General features: G+C 57.0%; 14 protein-coding genes, 1 tRNA gene and 1 other RNA gene. 7 read left to right on the top strand and 9 right to left on the bottom strand.

Going from position 1 to position 19,688, the window contains the following annotated elements; translation table 11 throughout:
• Window positions 1–3: 3 nt before the first annotated feature.
• On the bottom strand, window positions 4–207 hold the full coding sequence (gene bcsR, locus IEX01_RS14825; protein ID WP_029590659.1) for a cellulose biosynthesis protein BcsR: 204 nt from the start codon (window positions 205–207) through the stop codon (window positions 4–6).
• A gap of 160 nt (window positions 208–367) precedes the next feature.
• Between bcsR and bcsE the strand changes: the two genes are divergently transcribed.
• From bcsE to pgaD, 7 genes are all read left to right on the top strand, one after another.
• The gene (gene bcsE, locus IEX01_RS14820; RefSeq protein WP_188724094.1) at window positions 368–1,930 is read left to right on the top strand and encodes a cellulose biosynthesis protein BcsE; all 1,563 of its coding nucleotides are present in this window, start codon (window positions 368–370) and stop codon (window positions 1,928–1,930) included.
• The gene (bcsF, locus tag IEX01_RS14815; protein ID WP_188724093.1) at window positions 1,927–2,124 is read left to right on the top strand and encodes a cellulose biosynthesis protein BcsF; all 198 of its coding nucleotides are present in this window, start codon (window positions 1,927–1,929) and stop codon (window positions 2,122–2,124) included. Before bcsE ends, bcsF begins: the two co-directional genes overlap by 4 nt.
• Window positions 2,117–3,805, top strand: a complete 1,689-nt coding sequence (gene bcsG / locus IEX01_RS14810; RefSeq protein ID WP_028019747.1) for a cellulose biosynthesis protein BcsG — start codon at window positions 2,117–2,119, stop codon at window positions 3,803–3,805. The genes bcsF and bcsG overlap by 8 nt, the downstream gene beginning before the upstream one ends.
• A gap of 853 nt (window positions 3,806–4,658) precedes the next feature.
• Window positions 4,659–7,130, top strand: a complete 2,472-nt coding sequence (gene pgaA / locus IEX01_RS14805; protein ID WP_048888752.1) for a poly-beta-1,6 N-acetyl-D-glucosamine export porin PgaA — start codon at window positions 4,659–4,661, stop codon at window positions 7,128–7,130.
• 9 nt (window positions 7,131–7,139) lie between these two features.
• On the top strand, window positions 7,140–9,155 hold the full coding sequence (pgaB, locus tag IEX01_RS14800; protein ID WP_024560497.1) for a poly-beta-1,6-N-acetyl-D-glucosamine N-deacetylase PgaB: 2,016 nt from the start codon (window positions 7,140–7,142) through the stop codon (window positions 9,153–9,155).
• A complete protein-coding gene (pgaC, locus tag IEX01_RS14795) occupies window positions 9,152–10,480 on the top strand; it encodes a poly-beta-1,6-N-acetyl-D-glucosamine synthase (protein WP_024560498.1) in 1,329 nt (442 codons plus the stop codon). The genes pgaB and pgaC overlap by 4 nt, the downstream gene beginning before the upstream one ends.
• Before the next feature lie 2 nt (window positions 10,481–10,482).
• The gene (gene pgaD / locus IEX01_RS14790) at window positions 10,483–11,004 is read left to right on the top strand and encodes a poly-beta-1,6-N-acetyl-D-glucosamine biosynthesis protein PgaD (protein WP_024557841.1); all 522 of its coding nucleotides are present in this window, start codon (window positions 10,483–10,485) and stop codon (window positions 11,002–11,004) included.
• Window positions 11,005–11,060: 56 nt separating this feature from the next.
• Here pgaD and dppF read toward each other — a convergent pair whose 3' ends face one another.
• The 8 genes from dppF to eptB form a co-directional block, all read right to left on the bottom strand.
• Window positions 11,061–12,071 (bottom strand): dipeptide ABC transporter ATP-binding subunit DppF, encoded by a 1,011-nt coding sequence (dppF, locus tag IEX01_RS14785; RefSeq protein WP_024557840.1) that lies wholly within the window; start codon window positions 12,069–12,071, stop codon window positions 11,061–11,063.
• Complete coding sequence (gene dppD, locus IEX01_RS14780; protein WP_024557839.1) at window positions 12,058–13,053, bottom strand: dipeptide ABC transporter ATP-binding protein; 996 nt, start codon at window positions 13,051–13,053, stop codon at window positions 12,058–12,060. The genes dppF and dppD overlap by 14 nt, the downstream gene beginning before the upstream one ends.
• An 11-nt stretch (window positions 13,054–13,064) precedes the next feature.
• Window positions 13,065–13,967: a dipeptide ABC transporter permease DppC gene (dppC, locus tag IEX01_RS14775; protein WP_188724092.1), complete on the bottom strand. Its 903-nt coding sequence runs from the start codon at window positions 13,965–13,967 to the stop codon at window positions 13,065–13,067.
• A 9-nt stretch (window positions 13,968–13,976) separates the two neighbouring features.
• The gene (gene dppB / locus IEX01_RS14770) at window positions 13,977–14,996 is read right to left on the bottom strand and encodes a dipeptide ABC transporter permease DppB (RefSeq protein ID WP_024557837.1); all 1,020 of its coding nucleotides are present in this window, start codon (window positions 14,994–14,996) and stop codon (window positions 13,977–13,979) included.
• Between the two features lie 205 nt (window positions 14,997–15,201).
• On the bottom strand, window positions 15,202–16,809 hold the full coding sequence (dppA, locus tag IEX01_RS14765) for a dipeptide ABC transporter periplasmic-binding protein DppA (protein WP_024557836.1): 1,608 nt from the start codon (window positions 16,807–16,809) through the stop codon (window positions 15,202–15,204).
• Window positions 16,810–17,645: 836 nt separating this feature from the next.
• Window positions 17,646–17,779, bottom strand: a non-coding RNA gene (locus tag IEX01_RS14760) — RtT sRNA.
• A gap of 32 nt (window positions 17,780–17,811) precedes the next feature.
• A tRNA-Pro gene (locus IEX01_RS14755) sits at window positions 17,812–17,888 on the bottom strand.
• A gap of 91 nt (window positions 17,889–17,979) precedes the next feature.
• Window positions 17,980–19,659 carry a kdo(2)-lipid A phosphoethanolamine 7''-transferase gene (gene eptB, locus IEX01_RS14750; protein WP_024557835.1) on the bottom strand — a complete coding sequence of 560 codons (1,680 nt, stop codon included), beginning with the start codon at window positions 19,657–19,659 and terminating at the stop codon, window positions 17,980–17,982.
• Between the last annotated feature and the right edge of the window lie 29 nt (window positions 19,660–19,688).

Raw genomic sequence — 19,688 nt, 5'->3', positions numbered from 1 at the left:
CGTTCACTGACGTTTATTTAATTCAGCCAATTCAGCCAGCAGCGGCCAGCGATTAATTGCCGCTTTAAGGTTTTCCTGCTGCGAAATATCCGAATAGTTAATTTCAGGCAGATGAAATACGTGTTTAAGCGTCGCTAAATCATTCTGGAAAGTGTACCCCTGTTCCGGCGTCGACAAAGGGTTCGCATTTATTCCGGCTATTTGCATACACTCCTGTAGCTCATTCAGGTCAATAATGGAAGAAACGTACTGCCGCGCAACGAAATTAATCCCATTGCTAATCTGCTGCCTATAATTTCAATGGTAGGTATGTTTTTGAATTTTGCTAGTAAGCTAATAAGAGACTATTTGCTTCATGAGGGGCGCAATGGATCCGGTTTTTTATCTTGGCATCAACGCATTATGGGACGAATTGCGCCTGCTGCCCGCCGGAGGGCTCTGGTGGGTCAACATAGACAGGTATGAAGACGCCATAAAGCTGGTAAATCGTACGGTCGCTTCACAAAATGAAAGCGCAAAAGTCGCGGTTATTACCACAGGCGAAATGCAGCATCAGCACATAAAATTAGAAGGCGATCACGGTCCGAAAAGATTATTTTTATTTTCATTACCACATGATTCTAAGGCATTTGATGGATTGACGCAGGACTTATTATGCAGCCTTAATCCGCATCACTGCATGATTATTATTTTGTGCAACGAAAATGGCTTGCAAAATATATCAGCCACACACTTGCGCCGCTGGGTTAAAGATGCTAACGCCTGGGCGAAATATCACCACTGTACCTTGCTTTTATTGAATCCCAGCCTCGATCCCGACCCCTATATTTCAGCGTTGGCAAATCAGTATACGCTGCTGTCCGGGCTTACTACGCTGCGCTATGAGGGCGATACCTGGCTTTATGACGTGGCTTTCTGGTTCAACCAGAAAGGGGTGAGCGCACGTCAGCAGTTGCGCCTGATTGAGGCAGGACAGCGCTGGACGCTGCCGCCGCAGCAGGAGATTGCGCCGCAATCACGCAACGATGAGCGCCGCGTGCTGAGCCACCTTTCCGTACTGGAAGGCGCCCCGCCGCTGTCAGAAAACTGGAGCCTGTTCGACAGCAACGATGCGTTATTCACCGAAGCGCGGCAGGCGCAGGCCGCTACCGTTATTTTCGCGTTGAGCAGCAACAGCCAGGTGGAGAGCGTGGCGCGGCAAATCCATGCGCTGCGTCGGCAACGCGGCTCGGCGATGAAAATCATCGTGCGCGAGAGCCAGGGCAGCGTGCGCGCGACGGATGAGCGTTTGCTGCTGGGTTGCGGCGCCAATATCGTGATCCCGTGGAACGCGCCGCTTTCACGCTGTCTGACGCTGATTGAAAGCGTGCAGGGACAAACTTTTTCTCGTCAGGTGCCGCAAGAGATCGCCATCCTGCTGGAATCGATGCAGCCGCTGAAGCTTCGCGGTTACCAGCCGTGGGAGACGTTTTGCGACTCGGTCGGCGCATTGATGAATAACACGCTTCTGCCGAAAGACGGCAAGGGCGTCCTGGTGGCGCTGCGCCCGGTGCCGGGGATCCGCATCGAGCAGGCGCTAACGTTATGCCGTCCGCCAAGAGCGGGGGATATTGTTACGCTGGGCGAAAACCGTCTGGTGCTGTTTCTCTCTTTTTGCCGTATTCCCGATCTTGATACCGCGCTGAAGCATATCTTCCCGCTGCCTGTCGCCGATATTTTTTCCAACCGGATGGTCTGGTATGAGGATGCGCAGATAGCCGCAGAAATCGTACAGATGCGCGCCATGCAGCCAGAAAAGTGGAGCAAACCGTTAAAAATGACTGCCGATGCCGCCCCTATCGCCAGCCAGCGCCATGACGACAACGCCCGGCGTCGCGTTCCGACGCTCATCACCTTATTGAGCGAGCCCGAAGGGGAGCCCCGCAGATGATGTCTGTCAGCGATATTTTGCAGCTTGTCGCGCTGTGCGCCGTCATTTTCTTTCCGCTGGGGTATGCGGCCCGCCATTCCGTCAGGCGGTTAACGGCGCTGGTACGACCGCTTTTTTTTAAACCCCGCTATCTGAAACCGGTCGGCACGCTCCATCGCCGCACCGACGTCAAGGCAGACCAACAACATGACTAATCAAACCTCTTCCGCACCGGCGTCAGCCTCTGGCTGGCAATACTGGCGCGGCCTTTCCGGCTGGAATTACTATTTTTTACTGAAGTTTGGCCTGCTGTGGACCGGTTACCTCAATTTTCACGCGCTGGATAACCTGGTTTTTATGGCTTTCTTACTGTTCCCAATACCGAACCGCAACCTGCACCGCCTGCGCCACTGGCTGGCGCTGCCTGTGGGCTTCGCGCTGTTCTGGCGGGATACCTGGCTGCCGGGGCCGCAAAGCCTGGTCAGCCAGGGGTCGCAAATCGCGGGCTTTAGCAGCGACTATATTTTCGACCTTATTACGCGCTTTATTAACTGGCAGATGGTCGGCGCGGCGTTTGTGCTGCTGGTAGCCTGGCTGTTTCTCTCTCAGTGGCTGCGGGTTACCGTTTTTGTGGTGGCGATAATGCTCTGGCTGAACGTGCTTACGCTGACCGGCCCGGTTATCTCGCTGTGGCCTGCAGGCCAGAACGCCGCCGCCACGGTCACCGCGACCGGCGGCGGCGCGGACAATACGGTCGCGCGCGCCAGTACGGGCGGCGCGCTGGTCTCAGGCGATATTCCCGCCCAGGACGGCCCGCCCACCACCGCTAACCTGAATGCGTGGCTCAGCAGCTTTTACGCCAGCGAAGCCAAACGTCAGACCCCGCTTCCGGCCAGCCTGCCTGCCGACGCGCAGCCGTTTGAACTGTTAGTGATCAACATCTGCTCGCTCGCCTGGTCAGATGTTGAAGCCACCGGGCTGATGAACCATCCGCTGTGGTCGCACTTTGATATCGTCTTTAAAAACTTTAACGCCGGCACCTCTTACAGCGGCCCGGCGGCGATTCGCCTGCTGCGCGCCAGCTGCGGCCAGCCATCGCATAAAAACCTTTACCAGCCTGCCGGCGAAGCCTGTTATCTGTTCGATAACCTGGAGAAGCTGGGCTTCACGCAGCATCTGATGATGGACCATAACGGCCTGTTCGGTGATTTTCTAAAAGAAGTGCGCGACTTTGGCGGCATGAAAGCGCCGCTGATGAACCAGGCTGACCTGCCTGTTAACCTGCTCTCTTTCGACGGTTCGCCCGTTTATAACGATACCGCCGTACTGAACCGCTGGCTGGAACAGGAGGGGCGCGATAATACGAAGAGCAGCGCGACCTTCTTTAATATGTTGCCGCTGCACGACGGCAACCATTTCCCTGGCAACAGCAAACCCGCAGATTACAAGCTGCGGGCGCAGAAACTGTTTGACGAACTGGACGCGTTCCTGACGCAGATAGAAAAAGAGAATCGTCGGGTAATGGTGGTTATCGTGCCGGAACATGGCGCGGCGCTGCAGGGCGACAGAATGCAGGTTTCCGGCCTGCGTGATATTCCATCCCCCGCCATCACCCATGTACCGGTAGGGGTGAAGTTTGTCGGCATGAAAGCGCCGCATCAGGGCAGCGCCATTGAAATCGATCAGCCCAGCAGCTTCCTGGCTATTTCGGAACTGGTGGCGCGTTCAGTGGATGGCAAAAACTTTGTCGCCGACCGGGTGGACTGGGACGCGCTGACAAAAAATCTGCCGCAAACCGCGCCAGTGTCTGAAAACGCTAACGCCGTGGTAATCCAGTACCAGGGCAAACCTTATGTCCGCCTGAGCGGCGGCGACTGGGTGCCCTACCCGCAGTAACCGCTGCGACGCCTCTCCCGGGCGCCGTTTTCCCTGTGAAAAACGGCGCCCGCAAACGCGCTGCTCAGTTCTTGCACGCAAAAAGAGCGCTTAAGAAACAATGAACTGTCTCATTAGCGTCATTATTTGTTCAACTTTTCTCTACAGAATATCGCGGGGCTATTTTACCGCTTTAATTTTTCTTAATTAACTAATTCGTGTATGACCGCTTATGTCCCGGCTACAACGGATATTTCTTGTTCCCTTTGCGAAGTATTATCTTCGCTCTCCTTTATTCCCGCAAAAGGGTGAGAAAAATATATATCCGTTAATTTAATCCATGGTTTAACTTCCTGCTTCTCCACGTTAAAACCTATCATTCTGTAAAACGACAGAGACCACAAGCATGATGATTAGTTTCCAGGCTAACTTTCAGATTACTCCTCAAGAAGCCGCCGCACCTCGCCAGTAAAAACAATACAATTCATTAGCTTACCTTAAACCCACACGAAAGAATTAGATTCTCACTCCCTCCCGACGAAATTAGCACTTATTCATGATGGCAACTTATTCATAATGATCAGACTTAAATAAGCGATAAAAGCGCTCACCAAAAGCAGCCTGAACACCGTTAATTTATTCTGCCTGAGGATTTATTCAGTAACGACCCTGCTGTCGTTACCGATATGCCCCAAGGTTTAAATCCGAGCTCATTGCTTATTATTTTTTATTTACCGACCAATCAGACTTTCGCATGAGTTACGGCGCAACAAAATATTAAGAAACTACCTGGCACGGCTCGCTGAAATGAATTGCTTAGGCAATCCAGGATATCGGCCGCTCAATAATCAGGGTAGATATATTAAGGAGAGCTATGCGTAGCCCGCATCTACATCATAAAGCCGTTTTGCGTATTCGGCTCAGAACCTGTCTTGCCGCCAGCCTGGCAATGGCGTTTCCGCTGGCAGGACTTGCCGCTGACCCTGTTTATGACACGCTGGTGCAGGAAGCACGCAGTGGCAATACCACCGCCTTGCTTGGTTATCTGCGTGAGCATGAGCAGCAAAACCCACTCACCGCCAACCAGGTGGCCGACTGGCTGCAGGTCGCGAACTGGGCCGGCCAGGATACCGAGGTGGTTAAGGTCTGGCAGCGCTATCACGACACGCTTGCTATCCCGGCGCGCGGTGAGGTGGCGGTCGCCCGGTCTTACCGCAACCTTAAGCAATATCCCGCCTCGCTGGCGCACTGGGAATCCGCGCTGGCGATGGAGCCGCAAAACGACGATATCCGCGCGGGCTGGGTGATGACCATGGCGGACGCCCGTCACTATAACGCGGCGGTGTCAGAGGCGCGTCAGATGGTCGCCCGCGCCCCGACGTCGGCTAACTACGAAGCGCTGGCTTACGCGTACCGCGCGCAGGGCAAGAGCTGGGATGCGCTGTTCGCCGCCTCGCGCGCGCAGGAAGAGAACCCGCAGAACAAGGGCGCCGCGCAGTTCCTGACCGGCACGCTCTCGGCTAACCGCGTCTCTTCGCCTGCGCTGGAGCTTTCCGAAAGCGCCGCCGTCTCCCCGGAAATGGGCCGCCGTCTGCAGACCGACGCGGCAGCTGAAATGGTGCGCACCGCCTTTATGCCTACCCGCACTGAGCAAGAGCGCTACCTGCTGGCTGACAAAGCGCTGTCTCGCTATGACCGTCTGCTCAATACCTGGCGCAACGATCCGGCCGCTCAGGCGGACTATCGCCGCGCGCGCGTTGACCGCCTCGGCGCCCTGATGGCGCGCGGCAGGATTGACGAAACCATTAGCGAGTATGAAGCGCTCAGCGCCGACGGCCAGCCGGTGCCCGCCTACGCCAAACGCTGGGTCGCTTCCGCCTACCTGACCCGACAGCGCCCCGACAAAGCGGAAGTGCTGATGAATGAAGTCTTTCGCAGCGACAACCCGAAAGCCTTCCGCGTCACGTCGCTTTCGCAAGACGACACCCAGGCGCTCTTCTTCACCCGGATGGAAAACGGCGATTACGAAGCGGCGAAGGCGCAAATAGACGAGCTGGTTAAGAACACCCCTTATCTGCGCCGTTATTACGGCTCGCCGACGCCGGAACCGAACGACTACTGGCTGCTCGGTCAGACATTACAGGCGCAGTATCGCGCGATGACCAACGACCTGCCGGCGGCGGAAGAGCTTTCTGAACGTCTGGCCCGTTCCGGCCCCGGCAACCAGGGTTTGCGCATCGGTTATGCCTCCGTGCTGGAAACGCGCGGTCTGCCCCGTCGGGCGGAGCGGGAACTGAAAATCGCTGAAGTGCTGGAGCCGAATAACCTCGAGCTGGAGCGTCAGCAGGCTTACGTGGCAATGGATCTTTATGAGTGGGAACAGGCCCGCCTGCTGATTGACGACGTCATGGCCCGCAGCCCGCAAGACCAGGACTCGCAGCGTCTGGCGCGCCTGCGCGACGTGCATGACAAAATGGAACTGCGCATCGCGGGCAGCCAGGGCATCGACTCTGACAGCCCCATCAGCGGTCAACACGACTTTACCTTCCAGAGCGCCCTCTATAGCCCGCCGATTAACGAAAACGTGCGGCTCTTTGCCGGTTTTAACTTCGCCACCGGCGAGTTTGAAGAGGGTAAAGGCTATAACCGCGACGTGCTGGGCGGCGTGGAGTGGCGCTCACGCGACAACTGGGCTGAAGCGGAGATCTCCGGGCGTAACTTTAACGACGGCCAGAAGATTGGCGCTCGCCTTGCCGGCTGGCACGACTTCAACGACAACTGGCGCGTGGGCGGCTCAGCTGAGCGAATCTCGCGCAATACGCCGCTGCGTGCGCTGCGTAGCGGCGTGACGGCCAACGGCGGCGATGCGTTTGTGCGCTGGTATCAGAACGAAAGACGTGAATATCAGCTAAGCGTGGCGCCGTCCTGGTTCTCCGACGGCAACGACCGGTTTGAATACAGCCTGAGCGGCCATGAACGTCTCTTTTCCCGCCCCCGCTTTACGCTGGATTTTACCCCCAGCATCAGCGGCAGCTTTAACAACAAAGAGAACGTGAACTATTACAACCCGAAACGGGATCTCTCGCTGGTGCCGGGGCTTACCGCCGAACACCTGCTCTATCACCACTATGACAACGCCTGGACGCAGCAGCTTTACGCAGGCGTCGGCAGCTATATGCAAAAAGGTCAGGGCAGCGGGCTGATTACGACTGTTGGGTACGGACAGCGTGTCCAGTGGAACAACGTGGTGGAAGGCGGATTCATGCTCACCTGGGACAGACGTCCCTACGACGGCGAGCGTGAAAGAAATATCTCCGTCTCCTTTGATTTAAACGTCAGGTTTTAAGGACTTTTCATGTTGAAACATTTCCTGCGTATGGGCCTGTTGCTCGCTGGTTGGTTACTGATGACCGCTTGCGGCAACGCGGAAAACCCTCGCTTTACGCCGCCTGCGGAAAGACCTATGCCAGAAGCTAATCAACCCTGGCCGCACAACAGCTTCCTCGTGATTGCCTATCACGATATCGAAGATGACGGGGCGGACCAGCGCTACATGTCAGTGCGCACCAGCGCGCTCAATGACCAGATGGTCTGGCTTAAACGCAACGGCTACCGGCCGGTGAGCGTGCAGCAGATCCTGGATGCCCGCAACGGCGGCGCACCCCTGCCGCCAAAAGCGGTGCTGCTGACCTTCGATGACGGCTACAGCAGTTTCTATACCCGCGTCTGGCCGCTGCTGAAAGCCTATAACTGGCCCGCCCTGTGGGCGCCGGTCGGCATCTGGGTCAGCACGCCGGAGAACAAAAAGGTCGATTTCGGCGGCCTGCCCACCGCCCGTGAGAAGTTCGCCACCTGGGATATGGTGCGCGAAGTGAGCCGCTCGCCGCTGGTGGAGATCGGTTCGCATACCTGGGCTTCGCACTATGGCGGCGTGGCTAACCCGCAGGGCAGCTCGCAGCCTGCGGTCGCGAACCGCATGTTTAACAAAAAGACCGGCCAGTACGAGACGGACGAAGAGTTCCGGGCGCGTATTGAGAAAGACGTAGCCACCATCACCGCCAAACTCAAGGAAACGACCGGCAAGGCGCCGCGCGCCTGGGTCTGGCCTTATGGCGCGGCCAACGGCGTGTCGCTGTCGATAATCAAAAAGCATGGCTATCAGATGGTGTTCACCCTTAACGAGGGACTTGGCAACGTCAAAAACCTCGACAGCATTCCGCGCTATCTGGTGTCGGGCAACCCGTCTATCAATAACTTCGCCAACGCGGTTATCGACGCGCAGGAACCGACTCAGATGCGGGTGATGCACGTGGACTTGGACTACGTCTACGACAAGGACCCGAAACAGCAGCAGAAGAACATCGACAAGCTTATCCAGCGCGTCTTTGACATGAAGATAAGCCACGTCTTCCTGCAGGCTTACGCGGACCCGACCGGCGACGGCACCGTCAAAGAGCTCTACTTCAAGAACCGCTGGCTGCCGGTGCGTTCCGACCTCTTTAACTTCCTGGCCTGGCAGCTGCAAACCCGCGGCGGCGTGAAGGTGTACGCCTGGATGCCGGTGCTGGCCTTCGATCTGGATAAATCCCTGCCGCGCGTGCAGGTCTGGGACCCGGAAAGCGGCACCGCGAAAGTGGACCCGAAACAGTACCAGCGTCTTTCGCCGTGGAACCCGGTGGCGCGCCAGCGCATCACTGAAATCTACGAAGACCTGGCCCGTTATTCCAACTTCAACGGCGTGCTGTTCCATGACGACGCGCTGCTGACGGACTTTGAAGACGCCAGCCCGGACGCCATGGCGGCGTACCACAAGGCGGGCTTTAAAGGGACGATTACGGACATTCGCAACAACCCGCAGGAGTTTGAGCGCTGGACGCGTTACAAGAGCCGGGAGCTTATCGACTTTACGAAGTCGTTAACCGAGACCGTGCGTACGATTCGCGGCCCGCAAGTCAGAACGGCGCGCAATATCTACGCCATGCCGGTGCTGGATCCGAAAAGCGAATCCTGGTTCGCGCAGAACCTGAATGACTTCCTTACCACCTACGACTGGACGGCGCCGATGGCGATGCCGCTGATGGAAGGCGTGCCGCTCAACGAAAGCAACGCCTGGCTCGAGAAGCTGGTGCATGCGGTGGCGGAACATCCGGGCGCGTTAAACAGAACCGTTTTTGAGTTGCAGGCGCGCGACTGGCGCAAACAGGAAAATCACGCGGAAATCAGCGGCGAGCAGCTGAAAGAGTGGATGCAACAGCTCCAGATGAGCGGTGCCTTCAACTTTGGCTACTACCCCGATGATTTCATTAACGATCAACCTGAGATGTCCGACGTTCGACCGGCATTCTCCGCATACTGGTACCCGCAAAAATGACCGATCGCATCATAGCTTTTTTAATTCTGTGCCTGGTGTTCAGTATCCCGCTGGGGGTCGCCGCTATCTTCACTGGTGAAGTGATGCTGAACTTTGTCTTCTTCTGGCCGCTGTTTATGTCTGCATTGTGGATTACGGGCGGGCTTTACTTCTGGTTCTACCGGGAGCGCAAGTGGAAATGGGGCGATGACGCGCCGCCGCCGGAGCTGCCGGGCAACCCGCTTATCTCCATTCTCATCCCTTGCTACAACGAAGGGCTGAACGCACGGGAAACCGTAGAGGCGGCGCTGGCGCAGCGTTACGCCAATACGGAAGTCATCGCCATTAACGATGGTTCGAAGGACAACACCGCCGACGTGCTTAACCAGCTGGCGGAAGAGTATCCGCGGCTGCGCGTGATTCACCTGGCGGAAAACCAGGGCAAAGCGGTGGCGCTGAAAACCGGCGCGGCGGCGGCCCGCAGCGAGTATCTGGTCTGCATCGACGGCGACGCGTTGCTGGACCGCGATACCGCCGCTTACATGGTGGCGCCGCTGCTGCAACACCCGCGCGTCGGCGCGGTGACGGGCAACCCGCGCATTCGCACCCGTTCAACGCTTGTGGGCCGCGTGCAGGTGGGCGAGTTCTCCTCGATTATCGGCCTTATCAAACGCACCCAGCGTATCTACGGCCAGGTCTTTACCGTCTCCGGCGTGATTGTCGCCTTCCGCCGCCGCGCCCTGGCGGAAGTGGGCTACTGGAGCCCGGATATGATCACCGAAGATATCGATATCAGCTGGAAGCTGCAGCTGCGTCACTGGTCGATATTTTTTGAACCGCGTGCGCTGTGCTGGATCCTGATGCCGGAAACCATGAAAGGGTTGTGGAAACAGCGTCTGCGCTGGGCGCAGGGCGGCGCGGAAGTGTTCCTGGTCAACATGCGTCGCCTGTGGTCGTGGGAATACCGCCGCATGTGGCCGCTGTTTGCCGAGTTTTGTCTTTCGACAACGTGGGCGTTTGCCTACGCCGCCAGCATCGTGCTTTTCGTGCTGGGCTTTATTTTCCCGCTGCCCGATTCGCTTCTCATCCAGCGGTTGTTCCCGCCAGAGTTCACCGGGTTAATTCTGGCCGTGGTCTGTTTGCTGCAGTTTATGGTGAGCCTGCTCATTGAGCGGCGCTATGAGAAGAACATTGGCACTTCACTGTTCTGGGTTATCTGGTTCCCGGTGGTGTACTGGATGTTAAGCCTGTTCACCACGCTGGTCGCCTTCCCGAAAGTGATGCTTAAACGCCAGCGCGCCCGCGCGCGTTGGGTCAGCCCCGATCGTGGTATAGGGAGGATCTAGTGATGATGCAGCCGTTAATTTTCACCGAGCAGCGCCTTGCGCCGCGCGTATTCGACGTCCTGCTGACAGTCATCGCCTGGGCGGCGTTTACTTACCTCATCTATTTTGACCTGATGAAAGAGTTAATGCTGCCGGCGACAACCGGACCGCGTCCGTTTTACGCCACGCTTGGCACCATCGCCATCTATGTTCTGATGGCGTTGCTTAACGGCGTCGCGCTGCTTATCTGGGCAAAATATAACCAGTTTCGCTTTCGCGTGGAGCGGCGTAAACGCCGCCCTGACCTTGAGCATGAAGAGGTCGCGGAGAGCTTCCAGATAACGCCAAAACTGGTGACGGAGATGAACAAAGGACGCGTTCAGACGGTGTTTCACGATGACCATGGCGGTATCGATCATGTGGAGGTCAACCGCGCTATCGGCGAAAACCTGCTGCCGGCGCCGACCGAGCCAGGCAGGCTCCCTCTGCTGCCCGCCGGCGAAACGGTGCCGGCTTCGCTGGTGGAAGAGAACCGGCCGCACTAATCCAGAAGATAAAAAAAAAGCCGACGCATGCGTCGGCTTTTTTTATGGGTCAGGCGTTAGCGCTTTTCCGCGTTCTCGTCCTGGTCTACCGCAAAGCAGGCCACCAGTTGCCCGCCGTAGCTCTTCAGCGCTGGCTGGATCTGGGTGCAGGTGCCAAAGCGGCGACGGCAGCGAGCGTTAAAGGCGCAACCCGGCGGCGGATTGAGCGGGCTTGGCAGCTCGCCGGTCAGCTTTATGCGCTCGCGACGATCGTCCGGGTTCAGACGCGGCGTGGCGGACAGCAGCGCCTGAGTGTACGGATGACGCGGGTTATTGAAGATCTGGTCTTTCGTCCCTTTCTCTACGCAGCGGCCTAAGTACATCACCATCACTTCATCGGCGATATGCTCCACCACCGAGAGGTCGTGAGAGATAAAGACGTAGGAAAGTCCCAGGTCCTGCTGCAAATCCATCATCAGGTTCAGCACCTGCGCGCGTACGGATACGTCCAGCGCCGAGACCGGTTCGTCCGCAATCACCACGTCCGGGTCCAGCATCAGCCCACGGGCGATGGCGATACGCTGACGCTGACCGCCGGAGAACATGTGCGGATAGCGGTCGTAGTGCTCGGTTTTAAGCCCCACTTTCGCCATCATCGCCAGCGCTTTCTCGCGGCGCGCCTCTTTGCTCATATCGCTGTTGATAAGCAGCGGCTCTTCCAGAATCTGCCCCACTTTTTTGCGCGGGTTCAGCGAACCGTACGGGTTCTGGAAGACAATCTGAATTTTCTGGCGGCGCAGCTTTTGCGCCTGCGGATCGTGCTTGAGCAGATCCTGCCCCTGATAGTAAAGCTCACCGCCGGTCGGCGTTTCGATCATCGTGAGCAGGCGGCCCAGCGTCGATTTGCCGCAGCCCGACTCGCCCACTACCGCCAGCGTTTTGCCGCGCTCAAGGGTGAACGACACGCCGTCCAGCGCCTTCACCAGACGCTCCGGGGCGAAGAAGCCTTTCTTCACCGGATAGTGTTTTTTCAGATCGATAGCCTGCAGCAGCGGCTGCGGCTGTAAGGTGGCCTCATGCGTGCTCATAATTTGTCGGCCTCCCGGCATCATCGAGTGGATAGTGGCATTTCGACTGGCGACCGTTGTCCACCGGGTTCAGGCCCGGCTCTTCAACGCGGCAGCGTTCCGTGGCGTACGGGCAACGCGGGTTCAGCAGACAGCCCGTCGGGCGGTCATATTTGCCCGGCACCACGCCTGGCAGCGAGGCCAGCCGCGCTTTGTCCTGCGCGAATTCCGGCAGCGCGCGCAGCAGCGCCTGGGTGTAAGGGTGGCGCGGCGCGCGGAAAATATCTTTCGCCTCGCCCGTCTCCACCACCTGGCCTGCGTACATCACGATGATTTTGTGCGCCGCTTCGGCCACCAGCGCGAGGTCATGGGTGATAAGCACCAGCGCCATGTTCTCTTTTTGCTGAAGCTCCAGCAGCAGCTCGATGATTTGCGCCTGGATGGTTACATCCAGCGCGGTGGTCGGTTCGTCGGCAATCAGCAGCTTCGGCTGGCAGGCGATGGCCATCGCTATCATCACGCGCTGGCTCATCCCGCCGGAGAGCTGGTGCGGGTAGACGTCCAGACGCGACGCCGGGTCCGGGATGCCGACCTGGTTTAACAGGTCGATAGCCCGCTGGCGGCGGGTTTTCTTGTTGCCACCCTGATGCACCTTGATGGCTTCCATAATCTGGTAGCCCACGGTGTAGCAGGGGTTCAGGCTGGTCATCGGGTCCTGGAAAATCATCGCCACTTCGGCGCCCACCAGGTTGCGGCGCTCTTTTTCAGAGATGCGCTTTAAGTCCTGGCCGTTAAATTCCAGGTTATCGGCCATCACGCGGCCGGGGTAATCAATCAGGCCCATAATAGCGAGCGAGCTGACCGACTTCCCTGAGCCGGATTCACCGACGATGCCCACCACTTCGCCCTGATTCACGCTGTAGCTTATGCGGTCTACGGCGCGGAACGGCGCGCCTTCGTCGCCGAAGTGCACCGATAATTTATCTACATTCAATAACGCCATCTCGTGCCTCTTTACTGCTTGAGTTTGGGGTCGAGCGCGTCGCGCAAGCCGTCGCCCATCAGGTTAAATGCCAGCACCGTCAGCAGAATAGCGAGACCCGGGAAGGTCACTACCCACCAGGCGCTCTGCGCAAACTGCAACACGTCGGAGAGCATGGTGCCCCACTCCGGCGTCGGCGGTTGCGCACCCATGCCAAGGAAGCCAAGGGCGGCCATGTCGAGAATGGCGTTGGAGAAACCGAGCGACGCCTGAACAATCAGCGGCGCAAGGCAGTTGGGGAAAATGTTGACGAACATCTGGCGCATGGCGCCTGCGCCCGCCACGCGGGAGGCGGTCACATAGTCGCGGTTCACTTCCACCAACACTGCGGCGCGGGTTAAGCGCACATAGTGGGGGAGCGCCACAAAGGTGAGCGCCAGCGACGCGTTGACTATCGACGGACCGAAAATCGCCACCAGCACCAGCGCGAGCAGCAGGCTCGGCAGCGCCAGCATGATATCGACCACGCGCATGATGATGACATCCACCACGCCGCCGAAGTAACCGGCGATAAGCCCGAGCACAATGCCCATGATGAGCGACACCACCACCACCAGGCAGCCTACCAGCAGCGACAGGCGCGCGCCGTACATCAGACGCGAGAGCGTATCGCGGCCGACGTCATCGGTACCGAGGATATGCGCCCAGCTGCCGCCGTCCTGCCACACCGGCGGCGCGAGCAGCGCGTCGCGGAACTGGTCGGCGGGGTTATGCGGCGCCAGAAAGTTGGCGAACACGGCGATGATGATCATCACCACGACGTAGACCAGGCCTACTACCGCGCCTTTGTTGCGCTTGAAGTAGTGCCAGAATTCCTGCATCGGCGTCATCGGCACCGGGGCCGCAACGGCTTTGTTTTCTGTAACTTGAGACATGATGGCCCCTTACTTCTTGTGACGTATACGCGGGTTCACCACGCCGTACAGCAGATCGACCAGCAGGTTGACGAGAATAATCATCGTCGCCACCAGCAACACCCCGCCCTGCACCACCGGATAATCGCGGCGCTGCAGCGCGTCAATCAGCCAGCGGCCAAGACCCGGCCAGGAGAAAATCGTCTCGGTGAGGATAGCGCCCGCCAGCAGCGTGCCGACCTGCAAACCGATAACCGTGACGACCGGCAGCATGGCGTTGCGCAGCGCATGCACCACAATCACGCGCATGCGAGTTAATCCTTTGGCGCGCGCGGTGCGGATGTAATCCTCGCCCAGCACTTCCAGCATGGAGGAGCGCGTCATACGCACGATAACCGCCAGCGGAATGGTGCCCAGCACAATGGCAGGCAGGATCATGTGCGCCAGCGCATCAATGAAGTTGCCTTCTTCGCCCCAGATAGCGGTGTCTATGAGCATAAAGCCGGTGAGCGGGTTCGTGTCGTCGAGGAACACCATGTCGCTGACGCGCCCGGAAACCGGCGTCAGGTTCCACTGCACCGACACCAGCATGATAAGCATCATGCCCCACCAGAAGATAGGCATGGAGTAACCGGTGAGCGAGAGACCCACGGCGGTATGGTCGAAAATAGAGCCGCGCTTCACGGCCGCCAGAACCCCAACCGGGATACCGACCGCTACGGCGAAAATCATGGCGCAAACGCCAAGTTCCAGCGTCGCTTTGAAACGCGGAACGAACTCTTCCCACACTGGCAGGCGGCTTTTCAGCGAGAGGCCTAAATCGCCGTGCAATACGCCCCAGATATAATTGAGGTACTGCTGCCACAGCGGCTTGTTCAGGCCCAGTTCAGCCAGCAGCTGCGCATGACGCTCGGGGGAAATGCCACGTTCGCCCGCCATGATCATCACCGGGTCGCCGGGGATCATATGGACAAAGGCAAAAGTGAGAAGGGTAATACCGATAAACGTCGGAATGACAAGCCCCAGACGTCGGAGGATGAACTGCAACATAACCCGGATTCTCTGTAATGACGCACGGCCTGGTGACAATGCGTCTGTATTGCTCACAAATGTGTTCACGCTCCCGTTCGGGAGGGAATACACCCTTCCCCTCCCCCGGCAGGAAAGGGACGGGTGAGGAGGCGGACTTCGCTGCGGCTCCCCACCCCGCCCCTCGCCCGGTCAGGGAGAGGGAGTCGGGTATCTTACTTGCTTATTATTCGACAGATACGTTTTCGAAGTGGTGTTTACCCAGCGGGTCCACAACGTAGCCTTTAACCTCTTTACGCACCGGCTCATAGACGGTGGAGTGAGCGACGATCAGCGCAGGCGCCTGGTCATGCATCACTACCTGAGCCTGTTTGTAAAGCTCGATACGCTTGTTGTGGTCGTCGGTGGCGCGCGCCGGCTGAATCAGATCTTCAAACGGCTTGTAGCACCAGCGGGAGTAGTTGGAACCATCTTTCGCCGCGTCGCAGCTAAACAGCGTGGCGAAGAAGTTATCCGGATCCCCGTTGTCGCCGGTCCAGCCCATCATCACCGCCTGGTGTTCGCCCGCTTTCGCGCGCTTGAGGTATTCACCCCACTCATAGGTCACGATTTTGGCCTGAACGCCGATTTTCGCCCAGTCAGACTGGATCATCTCCGCCATGCGGCGCGCGTTCGGGTTGTACGGACGCTGTACCGGCATCGCCCACAGCTCAACGGTAAAGCCTTTATCCTGGCCCGCTTCTTTCAGCAGCGCTTTTGCTTTCTCAACGTCGTAAGTGTAGTCCTTAACGTCGTCGTTATAGCCCCACATGGTCGGCGGGATCAGGTTTTTCGCGGCAACGCCCGCGCCCTGGTATACCGCTTTGATGATGGCTTCTTTGTTCACCGCGTAAGTCAGCGCCTGACGCACTTTCACGTCGTCAAACGGCTTTTTCTCGGTGTTGAAGGAGAGATAGCCCACGTTCAGGCCCGCCTGCTCCATCAGGTTGATGTTTTTGTCCTGCTTCATGCGGGCGATGTCGGCCGGGTTCGGGTACGGCATCACCTGACATTCATTCTTCTGCAGCTTGGCATAACGCACGGAAGCATCCGGCGTGATAGAGAAGACCAGACGGTCAATCTTCGGCTTAGTGCCCCAGAAGCCTTCAAACGCTTTGTAGAGAATGCGCGAATCTTTCTGGTATTGCAGCAGCTGGAACGGACCGGTGCCGATCGGGTTCAGGTCAACTTTCTCCGGCGTGCCGGCTTTCAGCATGTTGTCGGCGTATTCTTTGGAAAGAATCGAGGCGAAGTCCATGGCGAGGTCAGCCAGGAACGGCGCTTCTGGACGGGTCAGCACGAACTGAACAGTAGAGTCATCCACTTTTTTCACTTCGGAAATGAGCGCCGGCAGGCCCATGCCTTCAAAGTACTCGTAGCTGCCGCCAGAAACTTTATGGTACGGGTTCTGATCGTTTTTCTGACGGTCAAAAGAGAAGACAACGTCGTCGGCGTTAAAATCGCGCGTCGGTTTGAATTCTTTATTGTCCTGCCACTTCACGCCCTTGCGCAGGTGGAAAGTGTACGTTTTGCCGTCCTCGCTGACGTCCCACTTCTCAGCCAGGCCCGGAATGATTTCGGTGGTGCCGGTTTTGAATTCTACCAGGCGGTTATAAATTGGCACTGAGCTTGCGTCATAGGTGGTGCCAGAGGTAAAGAGCTGTGGGTTAAAGCCTTCCGGCGAGCCTTCTGAACAGTAAACCAGGGTTTTTGCCTGTACGCTTGCTGCAACGGTCATGGCTACCAGGCTCAGACCAAACTTCAGCATCCCTGACTTTTTCAAGGAAATACTCATTCTTCTGCTCCAATGTGGTGGGTGTTGTGTTATCCGTCAGACCTTTTTTTGTTTTTTACCCGGTCCGATCGGGGTGCCCGCTGGGCGTTGTGAGGATGGGGATTCCTTTCGTAAGGTTGACCAGGAAGCAGTGCATTTTGTCCGTAAAGGGCCCCTCACGCCCTACAATCTGTCAACAGATTAGGAAAACGTCAATACAGGTCACCGGGATTTACAAGCGGGGTGAGAAACAACAAACAAAGATTAAAAAAAGTTCAAGCCGCTATTTCCAGCAGGGAAATTTATGCTACTACCCCGATGCCAGGATAATCCTCTTAATAACTTGCAACATCCAGCGGTTATGGTTTGCGCCATTTCTGTAAAATTAGTGGCGAGCTGGCGAAGTAATGAACGATTCATGCTGCAAACATGAAGCGCTTCAGCTAAAAATGCTGGCAGGATCTATAAGCGGAGGGAAAAGTATCCACCCTTTTTCATAACAATTTTCAATGGAATATCTCACAAAACCGTCAGGGCGCCGCAAAAAATAGAGTCCCTCGTCGCCATCTGCCGTTTGGTTAAAAACTGCTTTTTATGAACGGATGCGTTGCGTGCTGGCGCGTTGGACTAAAAGATAAAAGAAACAAAAATAGCCTATTTAAAATGAGGCTTTCTTCGCTCTGTTTAAATAACGCCAATAATCTGGCAAATAGCGTTTATTAAAAATGAGAATGGAAATGATTTTTTCGCGGTTAAGTCTCGCCGCCTGTTTTATTGGCGGCTTTATTCGCCGCTTGAGATAAAAGCGCGAACGTTAAATGCAAAAAAGCCTGCTCAATGAGCAGGCTTTTCGAATTTGGTCGGTGCCAGAGGATTACACCTCACTGCGTGACGCGCCCTGCGGGCCGTTGCTTAAGCAACGTTCTCTCGCTGCGCTCGAGTCGAACCTCCACCCCCGGAGGTTCTCATCCTCACAGGCGTTAAATGCAAAAAAGCCTGCTCATTGAGCAGGCTTTTCGAATTTGGTCGGTGATAGAGGATTCGAACCTCCGACCCCTTCGTCCCGAACGAAGTGCGCTACCAGGCTGCGCCAATCACCGAATGCGGGGCGCATATTACTGCCGTGCTACCCCAGCGTCAATACCTTATTTAAAAAAGCCACGCGATCGCCTGGAAAGCCAGCGCCGCTGGCTATTTCTGCGTCGCGGGAGCGCGGCACCAGTTGTTGTTCTGGTTGATTCCGCCGTCCGGCGAGGTGTAACCCAGGCACCCCATAATGGTGTCGTAAAGCTCAACGTGGCGGTGCGCAGTCTTATCCTGCGCCTGCTTTTTAAGCTGGGCGAAAGCGCGCGCGTGCTCCGGCTCCGCCAGATAGCTATCCGACATCCAGACCATCATCGGCACGCGGAACTGTTCCGGCGGCGCAATGTTGCGCGGCGTGCCGTGCAGATGCTCTTTCTCGTTGATCGATTCGCCATGGTCGGCGGCGTAAAAGACGATGGCCTTCTTATCGCGCACCTGGTCAATCACCTTCGAGATAAAGCTGTCAACATAGAGCACCGAGTTATCGTAGGCGTTAATCAGCTCCTGCTTGCTGCACTTGCTGTCTACGCCCATGCACTCCGGCTGCCAGCGAGCGAAGCTGCGCGGATAGCGCTGCACATAGTTATAGTGCGACCCTTTGGTATGCAAAATAACGATGTGCTTGCCCTTCTGATGCTCACTCAGCGAGTTTTGCATCTCTTCCACCAGCAGCATGTCATCGACCTGCTTGCCGCGGTTACGCGGCTCGGCGCCAATCTGCTCGCGGTACGAAATGTTATCCGCCATGGTGTTGCTGTAGAACCACATCTCACTCTGCATGGCATAGAGATCGGAGCTAAAACCGAGCTGTTTAAGCACCGCAAAAATGTTCTGCTCTTTCAGGGTACGTTGCGGGTTATCTTCCGCTCCGCCTTCGCGCACAAACATGCAGCGCAGGGAGAGCTTGGTCGCCGTATCGCACGACTCGCCGCGGAACGCCGCCAGGTTTTTCTCCTGCGCGAGTTTCGGCGTGGTGTCGCGGTCGTAACCGAGCATGCCCATGTGATCCCAGCGCGTGGTTTCACCAATAATGAACACGACGTACGTATCATCAATGCCCTTTGGGGCGTCGTACGTAAATTTCTTCGCCGGGTTCATCAGTGATTTATTGTCGCTTGATTCATCCACCTGCGCCCAGGCGTACAAACCCAGCGCTGAAAGCCAGTTAGAGGGCAGGTAGGAGTTCGCCACCACGCCGCCGTAGCTCGGCATATCCACGCCGGAGGTACGTTCCACATTTTTTTGATGCAGGTCGAGCAGGCGAATCGGCGCCCAGACCAGCACGCCAGCCACCACCACCACAATGGCGCTGCGCAAACGCTGCTCACGGCTGCGCAGCTGGCGTAACAGAGTAAAGCTGCAGCGGTTGCGCCAGATAAGCACCATCGGCAGCGCGCTGACGGCAATCATCCAGACGAAGAACTGCCAGCCCACCACCTCTTTTGAGAGGTCGATATCCGTGGTCATTACCGAGGCGATGATGCCATAGCCAATCACCACGTTCAGGAACGTCATGTAATAACTGGCGGCGGCGGAAAACAGCACGATAAGCGTTGTGAGAATACGCCATACGCGCCGGCCAAATAAGGAAAGCACGCGTAGCAGGAAAAAGGTGACTAAAACGGTCGCGAACAGTTCGACCACGGCGGAAATTCCCTTCCAGGCAGTGAAATCCTGCGCATATCCATCAAAGCGACGGTAAAACACCGCGCAGTTGAAAAAAAGACCAATATAGAGCGCGAGCAGAAAGCTGACTTTCTGCTGCGTCATTGAGAGGATATATCTCATGCAAGCCGCCCCGGCAACACAGGTGCAAT

This window comes from Franconibacter daqui (assembly GCF_014644275.1).
GTDB lineage: Bacteria > Pseudomonadota > Gammaproteobacteria > Enterobacterales > Enterobacteriaceae > Franconibacter > Franconibacter pulveris.
This window is presented reverse-complemented; position numbering and strand designations above follow the sequence as displayed.